The 18,028-nt window shown below is 65.5% G+C and carries 14 protein-coding genes and 2 pseudogenes; 8 read left to right on the forward strand and 8 right to left on the reverse strand.

Annotated features, from left to right (window positions below):
• Positions 1–8: 8 nt before the first annotated feature.
• The 3 genes from ACFYPJ_RS30120 to ACFYPJ_RS30130 form a co-directional block, all read right to left on the reverse strand.
• Entirely contained in the window at positions 9–734 is a 726-nt protein-coding gene (locus ACFYPJ_RS30120; protein ID WP_389023871.1) for a 5-oxoprolinase subunit PxpA, read from the reverse strand.
• A complete protein-coding gene (locus ACFYPJ_RS30125; protein WP_389023874.1) occupies positions 731–2,200 on the reverse strand; it encodes an amidase in 1,470 nt (489 codons plus the stop codon). Before ACFYPJ_RS30125 ends, ACFYPJ_RS30120 begins: the two co-directional genes overlap by 4 nt.
• Before the next feature lie 100 nt (positions 2,201–2,300).
• Positions 2,301–2,942 (reverse strand): GntR family transcriptional regulator, encoded by a 642-nt coding sequence (locus tag ACFYPJ_RS30130; RefSeq protein WP_389023876.1) that lies wholly within the window; start codon positions 2,940–2,942, stop codon positions 2,301–2,303.
• 669 nt (positions 2,943–3,611) lie between these two features.
• Between ACFYPJ_RS30130 and ACFYPJ_RS30135 the strand changes: the two genes are divergently transcribed.
• From ACFYPJ_RS30135 to ACFYPJ_RS30145, 3 genes and pseudogenes are all read left to right on the forward strand, one after another.
• The gene (locus ACFYPJ_RS30135) at positions 3,612–4,967 is read left to right on the forward strand and encodes a cytosine permease (RefSeq protein ID WP_389023879.1); all 1,356 of its coding nucleotides are present in this window, start codon (positions 3,612–3,614) and stop codon (positions 4,965–4,967) included.
• Positions 4,968–5,008: 41 nt separating this feature from the next.
• Positions 5,009–5,374 (forward strand): annotated as a pseudogene (locus ACFYPJ_RS30140) (leucine-rich repeat domain-containing protein); the annotation flags it as partial.
• A 1,330-nt stretch (positions 5,375–6,704) separates the two neighbouring features.
• Entirely contained in the window at positions 6,705–7,574 is an 870-nt protein-coding gene (locus ACFYPJ_RS30145; protein WP_389023882.1) for a hypothetical protein, read from the forward strand.
• Between the two features lie 229 nt (positions 7,575–7,803).
• Here the strand turns inward: ACFYPJ_RS30145 and ACFYPJ_RS30150 are convergent.
• The 4 genes and pseudogenes from ACFYPJ_RS30150 to ACFYPJ_RS30165 all read right to left on the reverse strand — a co-directional run.
• Positions 7,804–8,124, reverse strand: a pseudogene (locus ACFYPJ_RS30150) (UDP binding domain-containing protein); the annotation flags it as partial.
• A 418-nt stretch (positions 8,125–8,542) separates the two neighbouring features.
• Complete coding sequence (locus ACFYPJ_RS30155; RefSeq protein WP_389023885.1) at positions 8,543–8,962, reverse strand: VOC family protein; 420 nt, start codon at positions 8,960–8,962, stop codon at positions 8,543–8,545.
• A gap of 116 nt (positions 8,963–9,078) precedes the next feature.
• Positions 9,079–9,288, reverse strand: coding sequence for a DUF397 domain-containing protein (locus ACFYPJ_RS30160; protein WP_389023888.1), 210 nt, complete (start codon positions 9,286–9,288; stop codon positions 9,079–9,081).
• Positions 9,285–10,121 (reverse strand): helix-turn-helix domain-containing protein, encoded by an 837-nt coding sequence (locus ACFYPJ_RS30165; RefSeq protein ID WP_389023891.1) that lies wholly within the window; start codon positions 10,119–10,121, stop codon positions 9,285–9,287. Before ACFYPJ_RS30165 ends, ACFYPJ_RS30160 begins: the two co-directional genes overlap by 4 nt.
• A gap of 357 nt (positions 10,122–10,478) precedes the next feature.
• Between ACFYPJ_RS30165 and ACFYPJ_RS30170 the strand changes: the two genes are divergently transcribed.
• From ACFYPJ_RS30170 to ACFYPJ_RS30190, 5 genes are all read left to right on the forward strand, one after another.
• Positions 10,479–10,751: a hypothetical protein gene (locus ACFYPJ_RS30170; RefSeq protein ID WP_389023892.1), complete on the forward strand. Its 273-nt coding sequence runs from the start codon at positions 10,479–10,481 to the stop codon at positions 10,749–10,751.
• A gap of 1,177 nt (positions 10,752–11,928) precedes the next feature.
• Positions 11,929–13,596 (forward strand): recombinase family protein, encoded by a 1,668-nt coding sequence (locus ACFYPJ_RS30175; protein WP_389023895.1) that lies wholly within the window; start codon positions 11,929–11,931, stop codon positions 13,594–13,596.
• Between the two features lie 664 nt (positions 13,597–14,260).
• Positions 14,261–14,497, forward strand: coding sequence for a hypothetical protein (locus ACFYPJ_RS30180; RefSeq protein WP_389023899.1), 237 nt, complete (start codon positions 14,261–14,263; stop codon positions 14,495–14,497).
• 1 nt (position 14,498) lies between these two features.
• Positions 14,499–14,999: a hypothetical protein gene (locus ACFYPJ_RS30185; RefSeq protein ID WP_389023902.1), complete on the forward strand. Its 501-nt coding sequence runs from the start codon at positions 14,499–14,501 to the stop codon at positions 14,997–14,999.
• 1,252 nt (positions 15,000–16,251) lie between these two features.
• Complete coding sequence (locus ACFYPJ_RS30190; RefSeq protein ID WP_389024030.1) at positions 16,252–16,587, forward strand: phage terminase small subunit P27 family; 336 nt, start codon at positions 16,252–16,254, stop codon at positions 16,585–16,587.
• Between the two features lie 81 nt (positions 16,588–16,668).
• On the opposite strand, the gene ACFYPJ_RS30195 is transcribed toward ACFYPJ_RS30190, so the two are convergent.
• Positions 16,669–17,994, reverse strand: a complete 1,326-nt coding sequence (locus ACFYPJ_RS30195) for a tetratricopeptide repeat protein (RefSeq protein WP_389023905.1) — start codon at positions 17,992–17,994, stop codon at positions 16,669–16,671.
• Positions 17,995–18,028: the final 34 nt, after the last annotated feature.

The raw sequence follows: 18,028 nt of genomic DNA on the forward strand, positions 1-18,028 counted from the left end.
GCCGGTGGTCAGGGCAGTTGGTGGCCCTCGTCGATGATCCGCTTGCGCACGGTGGCCATCAGCAGGGGTGCCTGCTGTGTGTCGCTGTGCACACAGACCGTGCCGACCTCGTCGAAGCGCGGGTCGGCGAGCATCCCGCTGACCCGGTCCGCGGTGTCCGCGGGTGAGCCCAGCTGGTCGTAGGTCCAGCCGAACATGGTCACCTCGGTGCCGTCGTAGGGCCGGTCGGCGAAGAACTCGCCGACCACGCGCAGGCCGTGATGGTGTCCTGCCTCGGCGAGTGCCGAGCCGGGCAGGGCGTAGACCGCCAGCTTCCGGTCGAAGTCCGCGACCGCGCGGGCCACGCCGTCGGCGAGAACGGGGTCCCGGGAGGCCATCATGTAGAGCGCGCCGTGCGGTTTGACGTGGTGCATGGCTATCCGGCGGGGGCGCAGGAACGCGTCCAGCGCCCCGAGTTGGTACAGCGTGTACGCGTGGGCCTCCGACGGGGTGATGGCCACCTCCCGGCGGCCGAAGCCGAGCGGGTCGGGCAGGCCCACGTGGGCGCCGATGCGCACTCCGTTTTCGTGTGCCAGGCGGACCGACTCCTGGAGCACCAGTGGATCGCCGGCGTGGAATCCGCAGGCGATGTTGGCCGAGGTGATGAGCTTCATCATCGCCTCGTCGGCGCCGTAGCGGTAGACGCCGTAGCTTTCGCCGAGGTCGGCGTTGAGGTCGAGTTCGCGCGCTGTCACAGCACCGGCGCCTTCCGCGGCTGCGTGGACTTCTCCCACGCCTGGGCGAATTGCAGCATCTTCCGTTCGGTCAGCGGGGTGCCGAGCAGTTCCATGCCGACGGGCAGCCCGCTGTCGGTGAAGCCCGCCGGGAGGGTGAGTGCGGGGAACCCGGCCTGGGAGCCGATGACCGTGTTGGTGGGGAAGGTGAGTGCCCGGTACTTCTCCGCGGCGAGTTCGTCGCGGGTCGGCGGAACGACCTGTATGGAGGGGTAGACGAGGAAGTCGAGCCGATGGGTGGCGAACAGGTTCAGCATCAGCCGGCGGAAGTGCTCCTGGTTGAGCCGCAGCCGCAGGTTCTCGGGGTCGTCCTCGGGATTCTCGGGGCCCTCGGCGATCCCGTGCAGCAGGTCGTTGTACGGGTGGAACACTCCGCTGTCGTAGATCCCGGCGAAGTCCGTTACCGGGGCCTTGGGCCGCTGGGCGAGGAAGCGGCTGATGTCCGCCTTCGACTGCCGGACGTAGAGGGAGGTGTCGGCGATCCAGTCGCCGAGCTTCTCGATCTCCAGGCCGGGCACGGTGGCGGTGCCGAGGTCCGTGAGGTGGCCGATCGCTGACCGGACCACCTGGTTGACCGGTTCGGCGTCGGGGTTGGCGGCGGGGCCGAAGCCGGTTTCCAGCACCCCGATCCGCCAGGCGTCGAACGGGATCTCCTGGTCGAGTGCCTCGGTGTAGCTGCCCGGCGGGGGCCAGGCGACGGCGGTGAACGGATCCCGCGGGTCGAAGCCGACGATGCTGTCGAGCAGGCGCGCGAGGTCCGCGACGGTCCGGGCCATCGGGCCGGGGGTGTCCTGGAAGTGCACGAGGGGCGCGAATCCGGCACGGCTGACGAGACCGGTCGTCACGCGCAGGCCGAACAGGTTGTTGAACGACGCGGGGATGCGGATGGAGCCGCCGGTGTCCTCGCCGATGCCGACGAGCCCGAAGTTCGCCGCCAGGCCCGCGCCGGTGCCGGAGCTGGATCCGCCGGCCTCGCGGGCGGGGCTGTAGGGGTTCTTGGTGTGGTCGGTCATCGACGAGGAGGAGAACCAGCCGGCCGCGAAGTCGCACATCGAGGTCTTGGCCAGGATGACGGCTCCGGCCTCCCGGAGCCTGGTGACGAGCGTCCCGTCCGCCTCCGGCACATAGTTCTCGAACAGCTTCGACCCGAAGGTCGTGCGCAGGCCCGCCGTCTCGACCTGGTCCTTCACGAGCACGGGCACGCCGTGCAGGGGCCCGGTGAGCCGGCCGGTGTCGGAGAAGTGCTGGTCGGCGGCGGCGGCCTCGTCACGGGCACGCGGGTTGACGGTCACCACTGCCTGGAGTTCCGCCCCCTGCGTGTTGTGTGCCTCGATCCTGGCCAGGTACCAGTCGACCAGGTCGGCGGACGTCATCTCCCCGGTGCGCAGGGCGGCGTGGAAGGCGTTGACGGTGAGTTCTTCGAACATGGTCTCAGGGGGCTCCTGTCACTCCGTGCCGGCCGCGGCGGGACCGGCGACGGTTCCCGGGCGGTCGGCAGGCTGATAGGTCGTGCGGGGCTGTGGTCGGTCACAGGGCCTGCAGGACGATCGCTGCCGTGTCCTCCAGATGCCTTTCTGTCGCGGTCAGGAGACGGGGGAGGTCTCCTGACCGGATGAGTTCCAGAATCTCGGTGTGCTGCTTGTGTGCTTCATGGAAATCTTCCACGGTGGACGCGTAGACCGCCATATAAGGTTCGATCTTGTCCCAGACGTTCTTGATGAGATCAAGCAGGTGCGGGCTCCGGGCGCAATCGTAGAAGCGGCGGTGGAAATCCTGGTTGAGGCCGCGCCACTCCTCGACTCCGATGCCGTCTTGATTCATCCTTTGCAGAATTCTTTCAAGATCTGCGATGTCGTCGTCGTTCACCTGCCCGATGGCCCATTCCGATGCCAGTTGTTCCAGGCGCAGCCGGATCTTGAAAAGCTGGGTCACCTGGTCCTTGGACAGGTCGGTCACGGTGACGCTGCGGCGTTCGAAGAGGACGAATCCCTCTGCCTGCAGTCTGCGCAGCGCCTCCCGGACAGGCATGGTGCTGACTCCGAAGCTGTCCGCGATCGAGCGGATCGAGACCTTCGTGCCGGGCGGCAGGCTGCCACTGCTGATCCAGCGTCGCAGCCGGTCATACACCTCGTGGTGGACCGTAGAGACCTTGATCGCTTCTGCTTCCATGGCGTGCCGTGACTCCCGACTGGCCGTGATACGAGATCTGTGATCACACGACGATAGGCGGAACACAATGCGGCGTAAATAAAGGAAGTGTTACATCTCTGTAAACCAATTCCGCGCATCCATAAAGGCCATGTGACCTGCGACACTCCGCTTGTGTGCCGTTGACGTGCGGCCCTGGGGCAAATTACGTTCGACCGAAATCAGCGGCTTGGTGGTGCCGGGTTTCGGCGGTGAAACGGAGAAGGTGCTGAAGATCATCAGGGTCCAATGTCCTGGTCATGCCGGCCGGGAAGGACCTGTGTTTTCTGCCGGAACATGAGGTGTGGGCCCGCGAGTTCATCCCTGACGCCGAATTGCGCGCCATCCCAACGGATGGGGCCATTCCACGGGCAGTGAGCCGGCCCATTGGACGTGGCGTTCACCGACTCGGCCCGGAACGAACCAAGGAATTCCTCGCGCGCTGACCCGGGTGCGCAGGACCCGCAAGCACCAAGCCCGGCGGCCCCGCCGGGACCGGTACGTCTCAACGGCGAGTCGGCTGGGTCGGCACGGTGCCGCCCGTCACACACCGTGCTCAGCGACCGGCCGCAACCTGCGGCCGGATTGGCTCTCTCGACCGTCCGTACGGCCCTGGGGCCCCTGCGGACAGAAGCCCGGAAGAGGTGGATCATGACCTCCCTCCAGCATCAACAGGACAAACCCGCCGCCCACCACGAACTGACATCGGAGTTCGAGCACGAGCCCGTGCCCGCCGAGCACCGGCGCTCCTGGTCCTCCGTGGCTGCCGTCTGGTTCGGCTTCCCGATGATCCTCACCAACGCCGTCTTCGGCGGGATCATCGTCTACGGGCTCGGCTTCGTACGCGGACTCATCGCCATCGCGCTCGGCAGCCTCGCCCTCAGCGTGTACGTCGGTGCCCTCAGCTACGTGGCCGGATCCACCGGCCGCAACTTCGCCCTGGTGGCGACGTCCACCTTCGGCCGCCGCGGATACACCGTGGCGTGCGGCTTCCTGGCGACCATCGTGGTCGGCTGGTTCGCCTTCCAGACCGGTCTCACCGGAGCCACTCTCCACGCGACCTTCGGCTGGAACCAGACCCTGGTCGTCCTGATCGCCGGTCTGCTCTACATCGGCATCACGTACATCGGGATCCGGGCCCTGGCCGTGCTCGGCATGATCTCGGCGCCGCTGTTCCTCGTGCTCGGCCTCGTCGCCCTCTGGCTCGCCTCGCGCACCCACTCGCTGACCGGTATCACCTCCTATCACGGGACGCACAACTCCACCGCGCTGACCATCGGCGCGGCGGTGACCATCACCATTGCGACGTTCGCCGACTCCGGCACGATGACGGCCGACTTCACACGCTGGTCCGGCAGCGGCCGGCAGGCGGTCACGGCCGGCCTGACCGCCTTTCCGGTGGCCAACTTCGTGGCCCTGCTCATCGGCGGCGTGATCGTCGCGGCGGGTGCCGCGGTGGCTCCCGCGACCGACGGCGGTGACTTCCTGGGCCTGCTGGCGTCGCACGGGACCGCGCTGTCCGCCGTAGCGGTGGCGTTCGTCCTGATCAACCTGGGATCGGTGTGCACCCACTGCCTCTACAACGGCGCCGTCGGCTGGAGTCACCTCACCGGCGACAAGATGCGGCGGCTGACACTGATCCTCGGTGCCGTCGGCGTCATCGCGGCCCTCGCCGGGGTGTGGACGCACTTTGCCACCTGGCTGAACATCCTCGGCATCTTCGTGCCTCCGATCGGCGCGGTCATCATCACCGACCAACTGCTGATGCGTCGCCGGGCCGCGCACCGCCCGGAGGCCGCGTTGCGCCCGACCGCCTTCGCCGGGTGGGCCGTCGGCGCGATCGTGGCAGCCGTCGTCCACTACCAGGCTCCCGCCTACGCCGAGGCGGTGGCCGGCATGCTGGCCGCCGCAGCCGCCTACGCCGTCGCCGAGCGACTCCGCGCGCCCGCTCGTGCCGTCGCCGCCGCGGCGGCGCATGCGCCGGAACTCGGCGCGCAGCCCAAGTAGCTGAACCTCAGCCGCAGGTTGGGGTGATGCGTGCGGCAGTCGGGGCCGATTGCGAGGCGGCCGCGCTGGAGGCGGTGCTGTCAGGTGCCCGGTCACCCCGGCTGCGGCGCCTGGCCCTGCGCAACAGCGAGATACCGGACGAGGTCGCCGCCGCCGTGGCGTCGGCCCCGGTGGCCGACCGGCTTGAGGTGCTGGACCTGTCCCTGGGCACCTGGAGTGACGACGGTGCCGCTGCGCTCCTCGGCGGCCGGCCGCCGACCCACCTCAAGAAGCTGGACCTGCACTGCAACTTCCTCGGCGAGCCCCTTCAAGAGCGCCTGCGCCAGGCGCTCGAACCGGCGGGTGCCGAACTGGACCTCGATCCGGACGAGGCCGAGTGGTACGAGTACCCCGAAGGCACCTTCTAGGCGAAGCCCCGAATGTGGAGAAGTGACTGTTCGCGGCGGCGCCGTGGCCACCGACGGCTGCCGCCGTACTTCCAGTGAGCGCAGGGCTCAGGCGGTCGGGCGGCCCCACCGCGTGGTAGGTCCAGCCGGCCCGTTCGCCGTGCTGATCCGACCCCAGGTTGCGGGCTTACTGCGGCACCCTCAGGGTGAACCATCCGAAGGCGGCAGCCGTTGCAACAGAAGCAGTCTGCCGATCGGAGGAAACATTCCATGAGGTACACAATTTCCGATGAGGTTCTTGAGGAGCTGCTGAACAGTCGAGAGCCAGGTGACCTTCCCGGGTCAAAAGAGCAGGTGACAGTAACCTTTAAAGATAAAAGCGAGACTTTTGTTTTTTATGACTGGTTTTATACCCAAGTATCGACAGGGAGGGCCCGGCCTTACTCGCCGAACCTGATCAAAGCGCTTGAAAAGCACGGCTGGGTGCCTGCGCCTATTGGGGATACAGTGCGGTTGGAGGTCAAAAATTCGCAAATAATGGGCGATTGCGGATCCGGTAACTCCCAGGGGCGAGCGGGGGAAAGTTCTCGGGCTCCGCAGGCCAGGGAGACAGGGGGAAATCCCGCTGGGCAGTCGCGCTTGGGTGATGCGCGCCTTGATTCGTGGGAATCCAACTACGAAGACTGGCTCCGAGGATTTCCAGGATTGGCCGTCGATCCGTTCTTCGGTCTCGGGTATCCGCGAGTTGCGGATGTTTCCCTTGGCTTGCCGGATGGTCTGGTGGGACCCGGTACACAGGGCCTCTCGACCCAGCCTGAGCGAAGCTTCAACCCAACCTTTGCCCCGCGCGCCCGGGGAACTCAGTCGCAGTTCGGCCGGACTGGCCGGCAGCGGCAGTCGTCATCGCAGGGGAGCCGGACGGACCAGCGGTGGCAGGTGTCGTCGCAGGGGAAGGGGAAGGCGCCGGGGGGTGGTCCGGCTCGCGGTGGGAGGCGATCCGTGGGGCGCCGGGTGCCTTCAGAACCGTCCAGTCCTCGTCCTCGACGTAGGGGACGCCGCCCATGATTGCCGCGTAGCACGGCGAGCCGCACCGGATCTGCGCAGTCGACGATGGAACGGAAGCGCGCCTCGTCCGGCCCCGTGTCGTCGTTGCGGCGACGGTTCACCCCCCGGCCGTCACTCGGGAATGGCGACGCGCGGCAGCCCTCGCCGCGCTGGGTGTGGACTACCCGTACGGGCAGCCTTCGGTCTCGTACGCCTTCCCGAACAACCCGCACCATAGGGTGAACCGTCCGGAGGCAGGAGCCGTTACAGCAGGAGAAGTCCGCCGGTCCTTGGAGGGAAGCGTTCCATGCCATATGTTTCCGATAAAGCTATTACGACGCTGCTGCAAAGTCGAACTGCAGGCCAGATGCCCAGGATAGGTGAATTGGTAACGATTGCCTATAGAAATAAGAAAGGGGAAGGCAAGGAAGCAAAGATTCTCTGGTCGACGTGGGCTTTGAGGCAGATGATGCATGGGAGGGAGCGGGACTACCCGGACGATATGGTCGCAGCACTTGAGAAGCACGGCTACGAACGCGAATATGGTGAGGGCGTAGTCAAGTTGAAATACGACGCGTCGCTCATGCTCCCGGACCAATCCGGTAATTCTCAGGGGCGAGGGGAAAGTTCTGTCAGTTCCGTCGGCCAGTCGGGTTCGGCCGATGCACGCCCGTACCCCGGGTCCGGCTATCCGCCCGGAATCAGCTCACAGGACCTGGAACCGGCCCAAGATTACAATCTTTTGGGGGACCAGCTCGCGGATTTCGAGTTCACACAGGATCTCGGGATTCCATTCGATCAGGATGGGTCTCTCGCTCCGGACCCCGTTTTTTTGAATCAGGGGGCGGGTTCGCAAGGCTTTTCGGATCAGGCTCACGGTAATTTCGGGCAATTCCCAACCGGTGGCTATGACCCGGACATCGGGGACGTCAGCGGGCTTGGCAACCCCTTTGCCGGGCACGCCCGGGGAACTCAGTCGCAGTTCGGCACCGGTATGCGCTATGCCCCGGACATCGGGGACGTCAGCGGGCCTGACAACCCCTTTGCCCCGCACGCCCGGGAAACTCAGTCGCAGTTTGGCCGGACTGGCCGGCAGCGGCAGTCGTCATCGCAGGGGAGCCGGACGGACCAGCAGCCGCAGGCGCCCAAGGGGAGGCGGAAGGGGGTGCGACGCTGATGGACCGCCCGGGTTCGGCAGAGTGCCGTTTCCGGACGTCGCCTCACCGCGGCTGCCCCGCTGCCGTACCCGCGGGGCAAACAGCGCCAACTCCCGCCGGGCCGCCCGGTGTACACGGACCGTAGTCCCGGGGACCGTGGCCGCTCGTGCCGTGGGAGCGGTGGTGCAGAATGCAGCAGACCACCGGCGGCATCGCGGAACCCCGGGCGGGTCGCCCACGGCGGTCGCGCTACGCGGTCGGGCGGCCCATCGCGCGATACGTCCAGTCGGCCTGGCGCCACACCTGGGGGTCCAGCGCGTTGCGGCCGTCGAGGAGCAGCCGCGTGGACGCGACCTCACCCAGCGCGGCCGGGTCCAGCTCGCGGAACTCCCGCCACTCGGTGAGGTGCAGGACGACGTCCGCGCCCCGGACCGCCTCCAGCGCCGAGTCCGCGTAGCCGAGTGTCGGGAAGAGACGGCGGGCGTTGTCCATGCCCTTCGGGTTGTACACCGTCACCTGGCCGCCCTGGAGGTGGATCTGACCGGCCACGTTGAGCGCGGTGCCGTCGCGCTCCTCGGCGGCCGGCTGCCGACCGCCTCAAGGAGCCGGGCCTGCCCTACAACTTCCTCGGCGAGCTCCTTCAGGAGCGTCTGCGCCAGGCGCTCGAACCGGCGGTGTCGAATTGGACCTCGATGCGGACGAGGCCGAGTGGTACGAGTATCCCGAAGGCACCTTCTCGCGCGAGATCTGCGGGGGACCGGTCAGCTCCTGATGAACGAGTCCGGTGTCTGTGTCGGCCGCGACTGAGGCGAAGGGCGCCCGACCTCGGTCTCAGCCATCCATTCAGCCCCTCAGCCGGCGGTACCGTCTCATCGGCGCACAGGAGGAACGGCTTATCTCCTGCGTCCTTTGGACGTGTGAGTAGTCGGCTGCCAGCCCGGCGGTTTCTGCGCGGCCCAGTCGCGGGTCGCCAGGCCCCGGTGGCCTTTCAGGGGTGGTCGATCCGGCAGAGGCAGAAGGGGTGGCCGGCCGGGTCGGCGTACACCTGGAAGTCCTTGGTCTCCCGGTCCGCCAGGTCCAGCGGCAGGGCGCCCAGTGCCAGTACTTTCGCGTGGGCCGCGTCGATCTCCGCCCAGGTCCGCCCGGCGTCGAGATCGAGGTGGATCTGCTGCGCGTTGCCGCCCTCGCGTGGCCAGGCCGGTGGCTGGTGGTCCGGATCACGGTTGAAGCCGATCCGTGGGGCGCCGGGTGCTTCCAGGACCACCCAGTCCTCGTCCTCGACGCGCGGGACGCCGCCCACGATCGCCGCGTAGAACTCGGCGAGCCGCACCGGGTCGGTGCAGTCGAGCACGACGGAGCGGAACCGTGCGATGGGTTCGTGGGGCTTCAGGGGTGTCGCGTCTGTCATGGGGGTGCCCTCTTCCGGGACCGGGTCGGCCCCATGCCGGCCCCACAGGGGGGGCTCCAGGACCCCGCCGCGCCGGACGTTCAGGCGTGGCGCGGCGGAGTCCTGGTGCAGGGCGGTCAGACGGTGCCGAAGTCTCCGGCCTTGACGCCTGCCACGAAGGTGGTGAAGGCGTGGGTGGGGAGGGTGAGGACCGGGCCGTCCGCGTTCTTGGAGTCGCGGACGGGGACCTGGTCGTGGGGGGCGGCGAGGTTTACGGCGACCTCTATGCAGTTGCCGCCGTTGGAACTGTAGGAGGACTTGAACCAGCGGGGGGATTGGGTCGTCACGGGGTGCCCTTTCGCAACTGGTTGAGCACGGCCACGGTTTCGGTCTGTGACAGCGCTTCGGCCTGCAACTGATGGTAGGCCGACAACGCGAACAGGGCGAACGTAGGTTCGCGTTCCAAGTGCCCCCGGGCCTGGGACTCCGCGTACGCCATCATGGACCGGTCCGACATCGTCAGCAGGTTGAGCGGCAGGTTGAACGGTCGCCGCTCGCCCATGTTGTACGGAGCAAGCTGAAGCATGGAGTTCGGCAACGCGGCGAACTCGACGAGGCGTTGGAACTGCTCGTTCATGACGTCGGCGCCGCCGACGGGGCGGCGGATGCAGCTTTCGTCCATCACCACCAGCATGGTGGGCGGCCGGGTCCGTACCAGTGTCGCCTGCCGCTCCGCCAGCACCGAGACGCGTTCTGCGGCCTGGTCAGGCGTGATCGTGCCCCGTCCCACATCGCCGTCTGCCAGGGTGCGTGCGTACGCCGGTGTCTGAAGCAGGCCGGGAATGATCCCGATCTCGAACAGCCGAATCTCCACGGCCCGGGCCTCGTGCTTGACGTATTCCGGAAACCCCTCCAGCAACGCGCTGTGCTTCATCTCGCGGTACCAGCGTTCGAACGCGTCTGCTCTGCCCGTGAGGCCGAAGGCTTGGTCCGTACTGCGCGAGAAGCGGAGAGTCGGAGGCTTCCGACCGGTTTCAATCGCCGAAATGTGCACGCTGGAATAGTTGGTACGTGTGCCGAGTTCCTCTTGGGTCCACCCATGTTTCTCACGCAAGCTGCGTAAACGCGCACCGTAGGCCGCCTGAGGTGAGGCATCCGGGTTCAACTCCTTGCGATTCAAGGGCCGTACACCAACCTTTCGTTCTATTCCAGCAGCTTGAAGGGCACCAAGGCGTGGGTCACGCTTGAACCTCCCCGTAGTGACGACGCTACAGAGAGGAACGGCCGTGTGCGGTGAGATCAATCCCGCGGGGCGGCAAAAACCCCCCACCCTCCCGTCCCTTGGCACTCTTCTGGTGGACCCGGACGAACAAGTCGGCGAATTTGGTGGTCAGTTTGGCGGGCTCTGGAATCTGCGTGCAGTAACAGGCGCACATAAATGGGCTGTTGACCCGGCCGACGTACAACCCGCTTGCTCCACACAGCGGCTGTGTGCGGAGACCGCTCGTGCGAACGCGCGCGGCCGGGGTGAGGCGCTGTGACCGCACCCGCTCGCCACCGCAGGTTCGGCTTCGTCAACTGGCGGCTGCGGCCGGACCTGGACGACGATGCCCCGCCGCTCGTCTACGCGTTCCGGTGCCTCGCGCTCAAGGACGACGGCAGCGAGTGCGCCGAGCAGTCGCCGCCGAGTGAAGATCCGGCACAGCCGCAGACGTGGGCGTTCCGGCACCTGCGCGACCACCCCGATCACACCAGTTTCGTCGAGGTGATCGAGCGCCCGTGGGTGATGTGGCGGGAGAGGGCGGCGTGAGCGGCGGGCAGGAGGCCGACCGTGCGAAAGGCGACCGTACCGCCCTCGACTGCCCGAGGGGACTCACCATGGGTGCCACCGACCCCGCCTTGCCCGTGACAAACGCTTCGCCAGGCGCGTCCGGGAAACTCGGCCTCCGCCCGAGTGGGGCATTCCCTGCCGGTGACCGGCCCCGGTCCACCGGTGCCTCTTGACGCTCTCCGTGTTCACCGGGCCAGGGGCGGTGGTGTGAGCGTGGCCCTGCGTGCGGCATCAAGCCGGAGACTGGGTCATCAAGCTGCACGCCCTCGGTTTCTGCGCACTCGCTGGGGTGGCGTGGGCGGGGCTGGGTGCTGGGGGGCGCGTGCAGGCTCTGGGCGCTGGAAGGTGTCCACGCGAGTGGGCCGCGTGCGTGGGCGGCCACGAAGGAATGCGCTGGGGGGAGTTGTTGTGCGGGGTAGGGCGACTCTTGTTCCAGGGCAGGGTAGGGCGTCATGAATGCGTCCTGGGCGGGGGGTGCGTAGGCCGAGATCGACAGGTTCGCGAAACTGGCCGACACGGCAGTCTGCGTGGCCCACGCGGAGTGGGGTCCTGCCGGACCGTGGTCCGGGGTGGTAAGGGCGCTGAAGTACTCCTGGCCGGGATAAGTGTCGGCGTAGTCCTGAATGCCGGGGGCGGTGAGGTAGTCGGACTCGGTGGCTGGGGAAACGGTCTTCAGGGTTTTCGCGGTGAAGGAGGCATGCAGGGCTTGTGCGGCCAAGAGGTCCTGTGCGCTGACGCCTTGGTTCAGGATGGCTTGCTGGACGGCGCGGTCGTTCATGTCGAGTGCGGGATCGGCCAGGAAGGGTGGCACGGACGATCCGGATGGTCCTGCCTGTTGCGGCACATTGAGTGTCACCACAAAGGCGTCCTGCCCCTGCCCCGCGGAGCGGGCGTCACGTCCGCCAGGGGTGGCCGCCTGGTCAGCCGGCGCACAGGCAGAACGGATGCCCGGCCGGGTCTCCGGACGCTCCGGAACTACCGTTCTGGAGGCACCCCGGTCATGGCTACATCTGCGCAGGTCAATGGGCCCGTAACACCGAGTGGGAAACCTTCGCTCCCCACAAGGGGTATGGACACAACCCGACAACAGCGGAGTCCGCTGGCGGGCACGGTCTACACCGAGACCCTTCGGGGTGTGCGGTGTGTCCGTCTCTCCGTGCTCACCGACGAGACCACCAGCCCCGAACGGCAGCGCGAGGCCGACGACATAGCCGCATCTGCACTCGGCATCGACTTTGGCGAAGGTGACCAGCTTCGCGAGGCTGTGGATCTTGACGTGAGCGCGTCCGAATTCGGCCCGTTCGACCGACCGCAACTCGGCGGGTGGCTCGCGCGCCCCGATGACTTTGACGCCCTGGTGTGGTGGCGCTTCGACCGTGCTATCCGGTCCATGGCGCACATGCACGACCTTGCGAAGTGGGCCAAGGAACACCGGAAGATGCTTGTCTTTGCCGAGGGCATCGGCGGGGGAAGGCTCGTATTTGACTTCCGCAACCCGATGGACCCCACATCGGAACTGATGATGATGATGCTCGCGTTTGCCGCACAAGTGGAATCGCAGAGCATCAAGGATCGGGTCACCGGGGCGCAGGCAGCTATGAGGCTGATGCCGTACCGGTGGCGGGGCGGGCGTCCGGCTTATGGCTATCAGATCGTAGAGATGCCGAAGGAACTGGGCTCGGGAAAGACCCTCATGCCTGACCCGGCGGCTGTAAAGGTGATTGAGCGCATCATCAGAGATCTTCTTTCCGGGAAGACAATCAACAAGATCTGTCAGGAACTCAGAGCCGACAGTGTTCTGACGCCGCGTGACCACTGGTCAGTCAAGCAAGGCCGGAAGATTGGAGGGAAGACAGGCGGCGCGAAAGGGGAGACGACGGTCCGGGATAGGTTCAACTGGGTTCCCTCGGTTATCCGGAGCGTTCTTACCTCTCCTGCGCTGATTGGTTGGAAGACGTACAAGGGAAATCCTGTGCGCGACAGCGAAGGCGCACCGGTCATGATGACCACAGAACCGATACTCACCCGTGAGGAGTTCGACGTGGTGGGCAAGATATTCGCTGCCTACAGTGAGAGAAATACGACGCACAGTCGCTCCGACCAGGCAAGCAAATTGCTGCGTGTCGCACACTGTGCAGGATGTGGCGGTCGCATGTACCACATGTCAAACAAGACCAAAGGGGCGCAAGCCGCAAGCTACAAATGTACAGCGCACCTGACGGGCATCGTGTGCCCCGCTCCTGTTGCCATCCGCGCCGACTGGATCGAAGAGTATGTGGAGCGGGAATTTCTGGCGTTGGTCGGCCCGATCCCTGTCAGTCGGACAGTCATCATACCCGGATACGATCCTGCCCCGGAGATTTCGGCCACGCTTGCCGAGTACGCCGCGCACCAGGAAGAGAAGGGACAGCAGAAATCGAATGCCGCCAAGCGCGCATGGAAGGAACGCGCGGACGCACTCGACAACCGTTTGGCCACGCTGGAAGCCACCCCGGCGCGTCCGGAAACGCGAGTCGTCACGCCGACTGGGCGCACCCTCGCCGATGAATGGGCCGAGGCGGACGGCGAGACGCGACGGCAGATGCTCATAGAGGCAGGCGCCCGCCTGGAAGTCCGCAAGGGCACCCGGGGCGGATGGCGGACACTGGACGAGCAGCGCGTGTCGTTCACTGTGGCAGGCGAACTCGACCCGGCCATTGAGGAATACACGGCGCTCAGGGAAGAACTCGCCGCACCCGACGAGCACACCCCGCAGAGCGGAAGCCGCATACGACTGATCAAGGCCAGTCCTGCGGCAGCTGACACGGTGGACCTCGTGGCCTAATCCGCAGCAGTACTAACCGCACACCCAACGAGCCCCGGACCGGTCAGGATAGACCACCGGGGCTCTCTGCTGTCCTGGAGCCCCGTCGGCTCGGCCGACGACAGGCCCAACAGCGGGGCGGGGTGGTGTCAGAGTGACGGTTCAGACCTATTTTTTAGAACACGTAGAAAAAATATAAGAGATGAGAGACCGGACCACCGTTCAGCACACCGCCACGGTCGGCGCCGTGGGGAAACCTCCGCTCTCCCTTACAGCTCGGAAGGGGGACCAGAGATGCCCCCGCAAACGCTTCGAGGATCCGGGAAACCTTCGCTCTCCACATAGACTAGGAAGAGAACCGGCTTAGCCCGAAAGGTGCGGGCAAGGTTCTCTCCCTTTCAATACCGAGAGTGGGATTACCGCGCACCCATCCCAAGGGGGGAACCCGGCGGACTGAGTGCCCGACTCTCGGAACAGCGTTGCCCGTGCACCACGCATCCCGCGTTACCGGGATGGCCGCAGGGGTCGTGAGGCAACGCGCGGGGACCGCACCGCCCATGAGTAACCGCCCCTTGACCCGGCGCCGAAAAGGGTTGTAAGCGCGGGTCCCCACTGTGTCCGGACCGGCCCCAAGTCGGCTCGGACGTGCAAGCCCGCTGACCCAACGGATAGAAAGGAAACAAACATGAGTGAAGCACTCAGGCGATTCGGTTTTATGGACGGCCGCCGCGACAAGGGACAGATCCGCGCTGACGCATTCAAGCGGGATGAGCGCATGGAAGCACTCGCCACATTGCGCGACTCGCGCCCTGAGGTCTTCGAAAAGCTCGGTACAACTGTTCGCATGAGCCTTGGTTACTACGAGAACGACAAGAAGATTGCGGCCGAGCACGGACGTGATGCGACGAAGGGGAGCAACTGAGATGACGACGCACGACATTCAGAAGGCAGCCGAACGCGTGGCCAAGCTTCGGGCGCAGGCGGAAAAGTTGTCCGCTCCACTCGCTGACGCACAGGCTCAGTTGGAGGCAGCGCAGGAAGCCGAATCGGCGCGCAGGGCGGAGCGTGGGGCGGAATATGACCGGCAGTTCGCCGACACATGGCAGACGCGAGCTGACGAAGCCGCGCACTCCGGTGACGAGGCCCGAGAGCGATTCTATGAGGCGCTTTCCGTCGAACCCTGGTTCGTCGCCTACGTCGAGTACCGAGCTGCCCGTCACAGGCGCAGGCACGTTCTTGATGAGGCGCAGCGTGCACAGACTGCATTGCGGGAAGTTGTCACCGTGCCAGAACAGCGCTTCTACCCGATAGCCATCCTGGATGAGATCGTCTCCCACGCAGAGAAGAAGGCGCAGGAGAATGCCGCCACGTTTGCCGCTCAACTGCGGGAGACGCGAGCCGAGTTCCTGGACAGCAAGGAGTGACGATGGCGGTTGACGCACTCGACCCCGGGTCGGACGGAGATTACCCGTACTTCCCCCGTGATGAACACGGACGGCCCGCATGGGGCGATATGGGAACAGATACAGAAACCGTAATGCCAAGGGGAATTCAGCGAATTCGGCACTGGCCGGCTCACGGTTATCGACCTCACACCCCGCCAACCGGACGGGACCCCGATTGACCCACCGGCTATTCCGCCGAATGGCCCCGATGCCGTGTAATTCCGGTACCCCTGCCCGATACTCGAATTTTCCGGGTTGACGGCAGGAGTGGAACGGTGTGGTTCACCCTCCTCACCGTTGTGTGAACCACGCGGCGAGTCCGCTGCCTGTAGCTGTGGCGAGGGATGCCACCAGCCATCCGGGGACGCGCTGAATCGTCAAGCGCAGTCCGCCGCAACGCAGTTCAAAGCAGGGCGGGGCGGTCTTGGAGTTAGGCGTTCGTTGCATGTTCAAAGCGCATCATGCGGCCATACGTGAGCGCTACGGTTTGAGTGCTGCTTCCTGTTGCTTCCTTTTCGTCAGGCTGACCCATCCCCCGTCCTGGAGGTGACCCTCCATGCCCCGTAAGCCCCGCCCCCCGTGCTCTGTCCCTGGCTGCCCCGAGCTGACCACGGGTGGGCGTTGTGAGAAGCATCAGCGCGAGGCGAACAAGGACCGTGCATCGCGGGGTGGAGCCGTCTACACCACTCGGTGGCAGCGCATCCGACGCGCGTACCTCTACGCGAACCCGTGGTGCGTGCTGTGCGGGCGTGCTGCGACGGTTGCTGACCATTGGCCGCTGTCCCGGCGGCAGTTGCTCGCTCGCGGCGACAAGGAACCTGACGCGGCGAAGCATCTGCGGTCGCTGTGCGTGCGTTGCCATAACGGTGAGACGGCACGTAATCAGCCTGGTGGGTTTGCTGCTGAGGCTCGTTCGCGGCGTGAATCGCGTGAGCTTCCGCCGTTCTGACCAGGGGGGTGGCCCCTTCCCCTCTCGCTGCTGAGCGGCAGGGAGGCTAAAGACTCTCGCCGCAGCTAAAGCCATTTGCGCGGGCGCGCAACGCTGCCCGCATATCGAAAGGAAGTGGCCTTGGCCGACCCACGTCGCAAGAAACCCACGCTGCAAGTGATCAGAGAGGGCAACCCCGGGAAGCGCCCCGTTCCGAAAGGCGCTGCCGTACCGCCCTCAGAACTCGCCGAGCCCGATTGGCGCGAGACCTTCCGCAGCGAGAGCGATCCGACACAGGAAGCGGTGAACTCCCGCTGTCGTGCAGTAGCCTCGCGCGAATGGCAACGCGTCGTCCCCGTGCTGAAACTAGCGGTTGGACTCGGCGAGGTAGATACCACGGTCCTTAAGGACTACTGCATATCTGCCGCGCGAATCGACCAGTGCGAGCGCGAGCTATCAGAGAATGGCTTGCTCGTACGGGGCGAGCGAGGATGGCAGAAGAATGGCGCTACCACCATTGCAGGACAATATCGGTCCCAGCTCGCCCGCTACGTCAGAGAGTTGGGTCTTTCACCGAGCGCCCGCACCGCCATTACGGCACCCGAACCTGACGCTGACGACTCAGACGTGTGGGACTAATCCGAAGCAACACAGGGCCCCGTACTCGTCACCCACACCAAGGTGAGGAGTACGGGGCATTTCTGTTTCATGCCGCTCGAATCAAGCGGCTTCACGAGCGCGATCATAGATTTCACGTGCCGTCGAGTTCGATCGGTACGGGCGAAGAAGAGGGGCGATTTTCGCCACCTGCTCGTCTACTCTCCCAGAATGGATAGTAGGAACCTCTTCCAGGGCCTTTCCCCAGGTTTCGCAAGCCGCTTCGAGGTGCCCTATTCCTAGTTGTCGCTCGGCAAGCATGAAACTGAAACGGATTGCCGACCTTCGGCTGTCAGTGGTATCGCGAAGACGGAAATGCGCTTGCAGTGATTCTACGCTGCCGAGAACGTCGCCGAGTTCGAATCGGACTTGGGAAATATGGTATGCAAGGGTCGAAGAGTTGTAGGACCCGAACGTCTTTGAGCGGGACTCTGCTTTTTCTACGGCCGATTCCGCCTCGCGAAGGTACATCAGGGACTTGGACCGGTCGCCCATTTGAGCGCTGGCGTGGGCCTGTTGGCCAGCGAGGAATGCCCGCATTCGCGGTCCCGCCTCGGGGGAGGCTGCGGCGGCAGCGTCGGCGAGCCGCATTGCATGTCGTCCGTGCCGCAAATCAACAGCCTGCACACTCATACCCCGGAGTGTGGTGCAGTAGGTCAGATGATCCTCTGCCGCCCCCGCGAGTTCCAGCGCCTTCAGGTAATAGCGTTGGGCTAGCCCGTGAACTCCTTCGTCTACTGCCATATATCCAGTTAGGTAACACAGGTCAGACGCGGCGGCCATCATCGCTTTGCGGACAGGTCCCGGAGCTTCTGCCCGCAGATAGGGGGCAACGGTATTAACGAGGAAGGCAGCCGCCATGGGGCGCGCATGGCGACCGCCAAATTGATCATCGAGACCGGAAATGCGCTCTGTCATGGCAATGATCATGTTTACGTCGGGCATTCCTATGCGCTGCGCTTGTCCCTTCTGAGCGGCTTCCATCCGGCCGATAACGTCCGGCCAGTCGGGAATGGTAAGGGCAACCGAAAACAACCCTGCGCCGAGAATGCTACGGCGTGAGGGGTCCATGTCTTGCCTCCCGAGGTCTACCAGCCCTTCAACGGTAGTCGGGTGACTATTGGACTCTTCCGGGGGTGCCGGGAATCCCGCCTCGGTGTGGGTGATGGGACGGAGCAGTCTCCGGGAGAGTGCTTCCAGAATCAAAGGCCGGACAGATTCTTTTGGCAGGTGGCCGCTCAGCCACTGGTGAACGGACGGCCCTTGGTACTTGAGAGGGGTTCCGCGTTCGGTTCCGATGCGGTTGACCTCTTGGGCGAACTGCCGCAGGGTCCACCCGCTCTCGCGGTACAGCCGCTCTAGTCCGGCGTTCGGCTGTCGTGTCGTCACTGGTCCCCAACTCCCGTGCTCTGACTGCTTAACG

The sequence above is a fragment of the Streptomyces sp. NPDC006012 genome, from assembly GCF_042871185.1.
Taxonomy (GTDB): domain Bacteria; phylum Actinomycetota; class Actinomycetes; order Streptomycetales; family Streptomycetaceae; genus Streptomyces.

Excerpts from the sequence above, each read along its gene's own strand:
- ACFYPJ_RS30125 (WP_389023874.1), bottom strand. The coding sequence starts at position 2,200 with ATGTTCGAAGAACTCACCGTCAACGCCTTCCACGCCGCCCTGCGCACC.
- ACFYPJ_RS30130 (WP_389023876.1), bottom strand. The coding sequence starts at position 2,942 with ATGGAAGCAGAAGCGATCAAGGTCTCTACGGTCCACCACGAGGTGTAT.
- ACFYPJ_RS30135 (WP_389023879.1), top strand. The coding sequence starts at position 3,612 with ATGACCTCCCTCCAGCATCAACAGGACAAACCCGCCGCCCACCACGAA.
- ACFYPJ_RS30145 (WP_389023882.1), top strand. The coding sequence starts at position 6,705 with ATGCCATATGTTTCCGATAAAGCTATTACGACGCTGCTGCAAAGTCGA.
- ACFYPJ_RS30155 (WP_389023885.1), bottom strand. The coding sequence starts at position 8,962 with ATGACAGACGCGACACCCCTGAAGCCCCACGAACCCATCGCACGGTTC.
- ACFYPJ_RS30180 (WP_389023899.1), top strand. The coding sequence starts at position 14,261 with ATGAGTGAAGCACTCAGGCGATTCGGTTTTATGGACGGCCGCCGCGAC.
- ACFYPJ_RS30185 (WP_389023902.1), top strand. The coding sequence starts at position 14,499 with ATGACGACGCACGACATTCAGAAGGCAGCCGAACGCGTGGCCAAGCTT.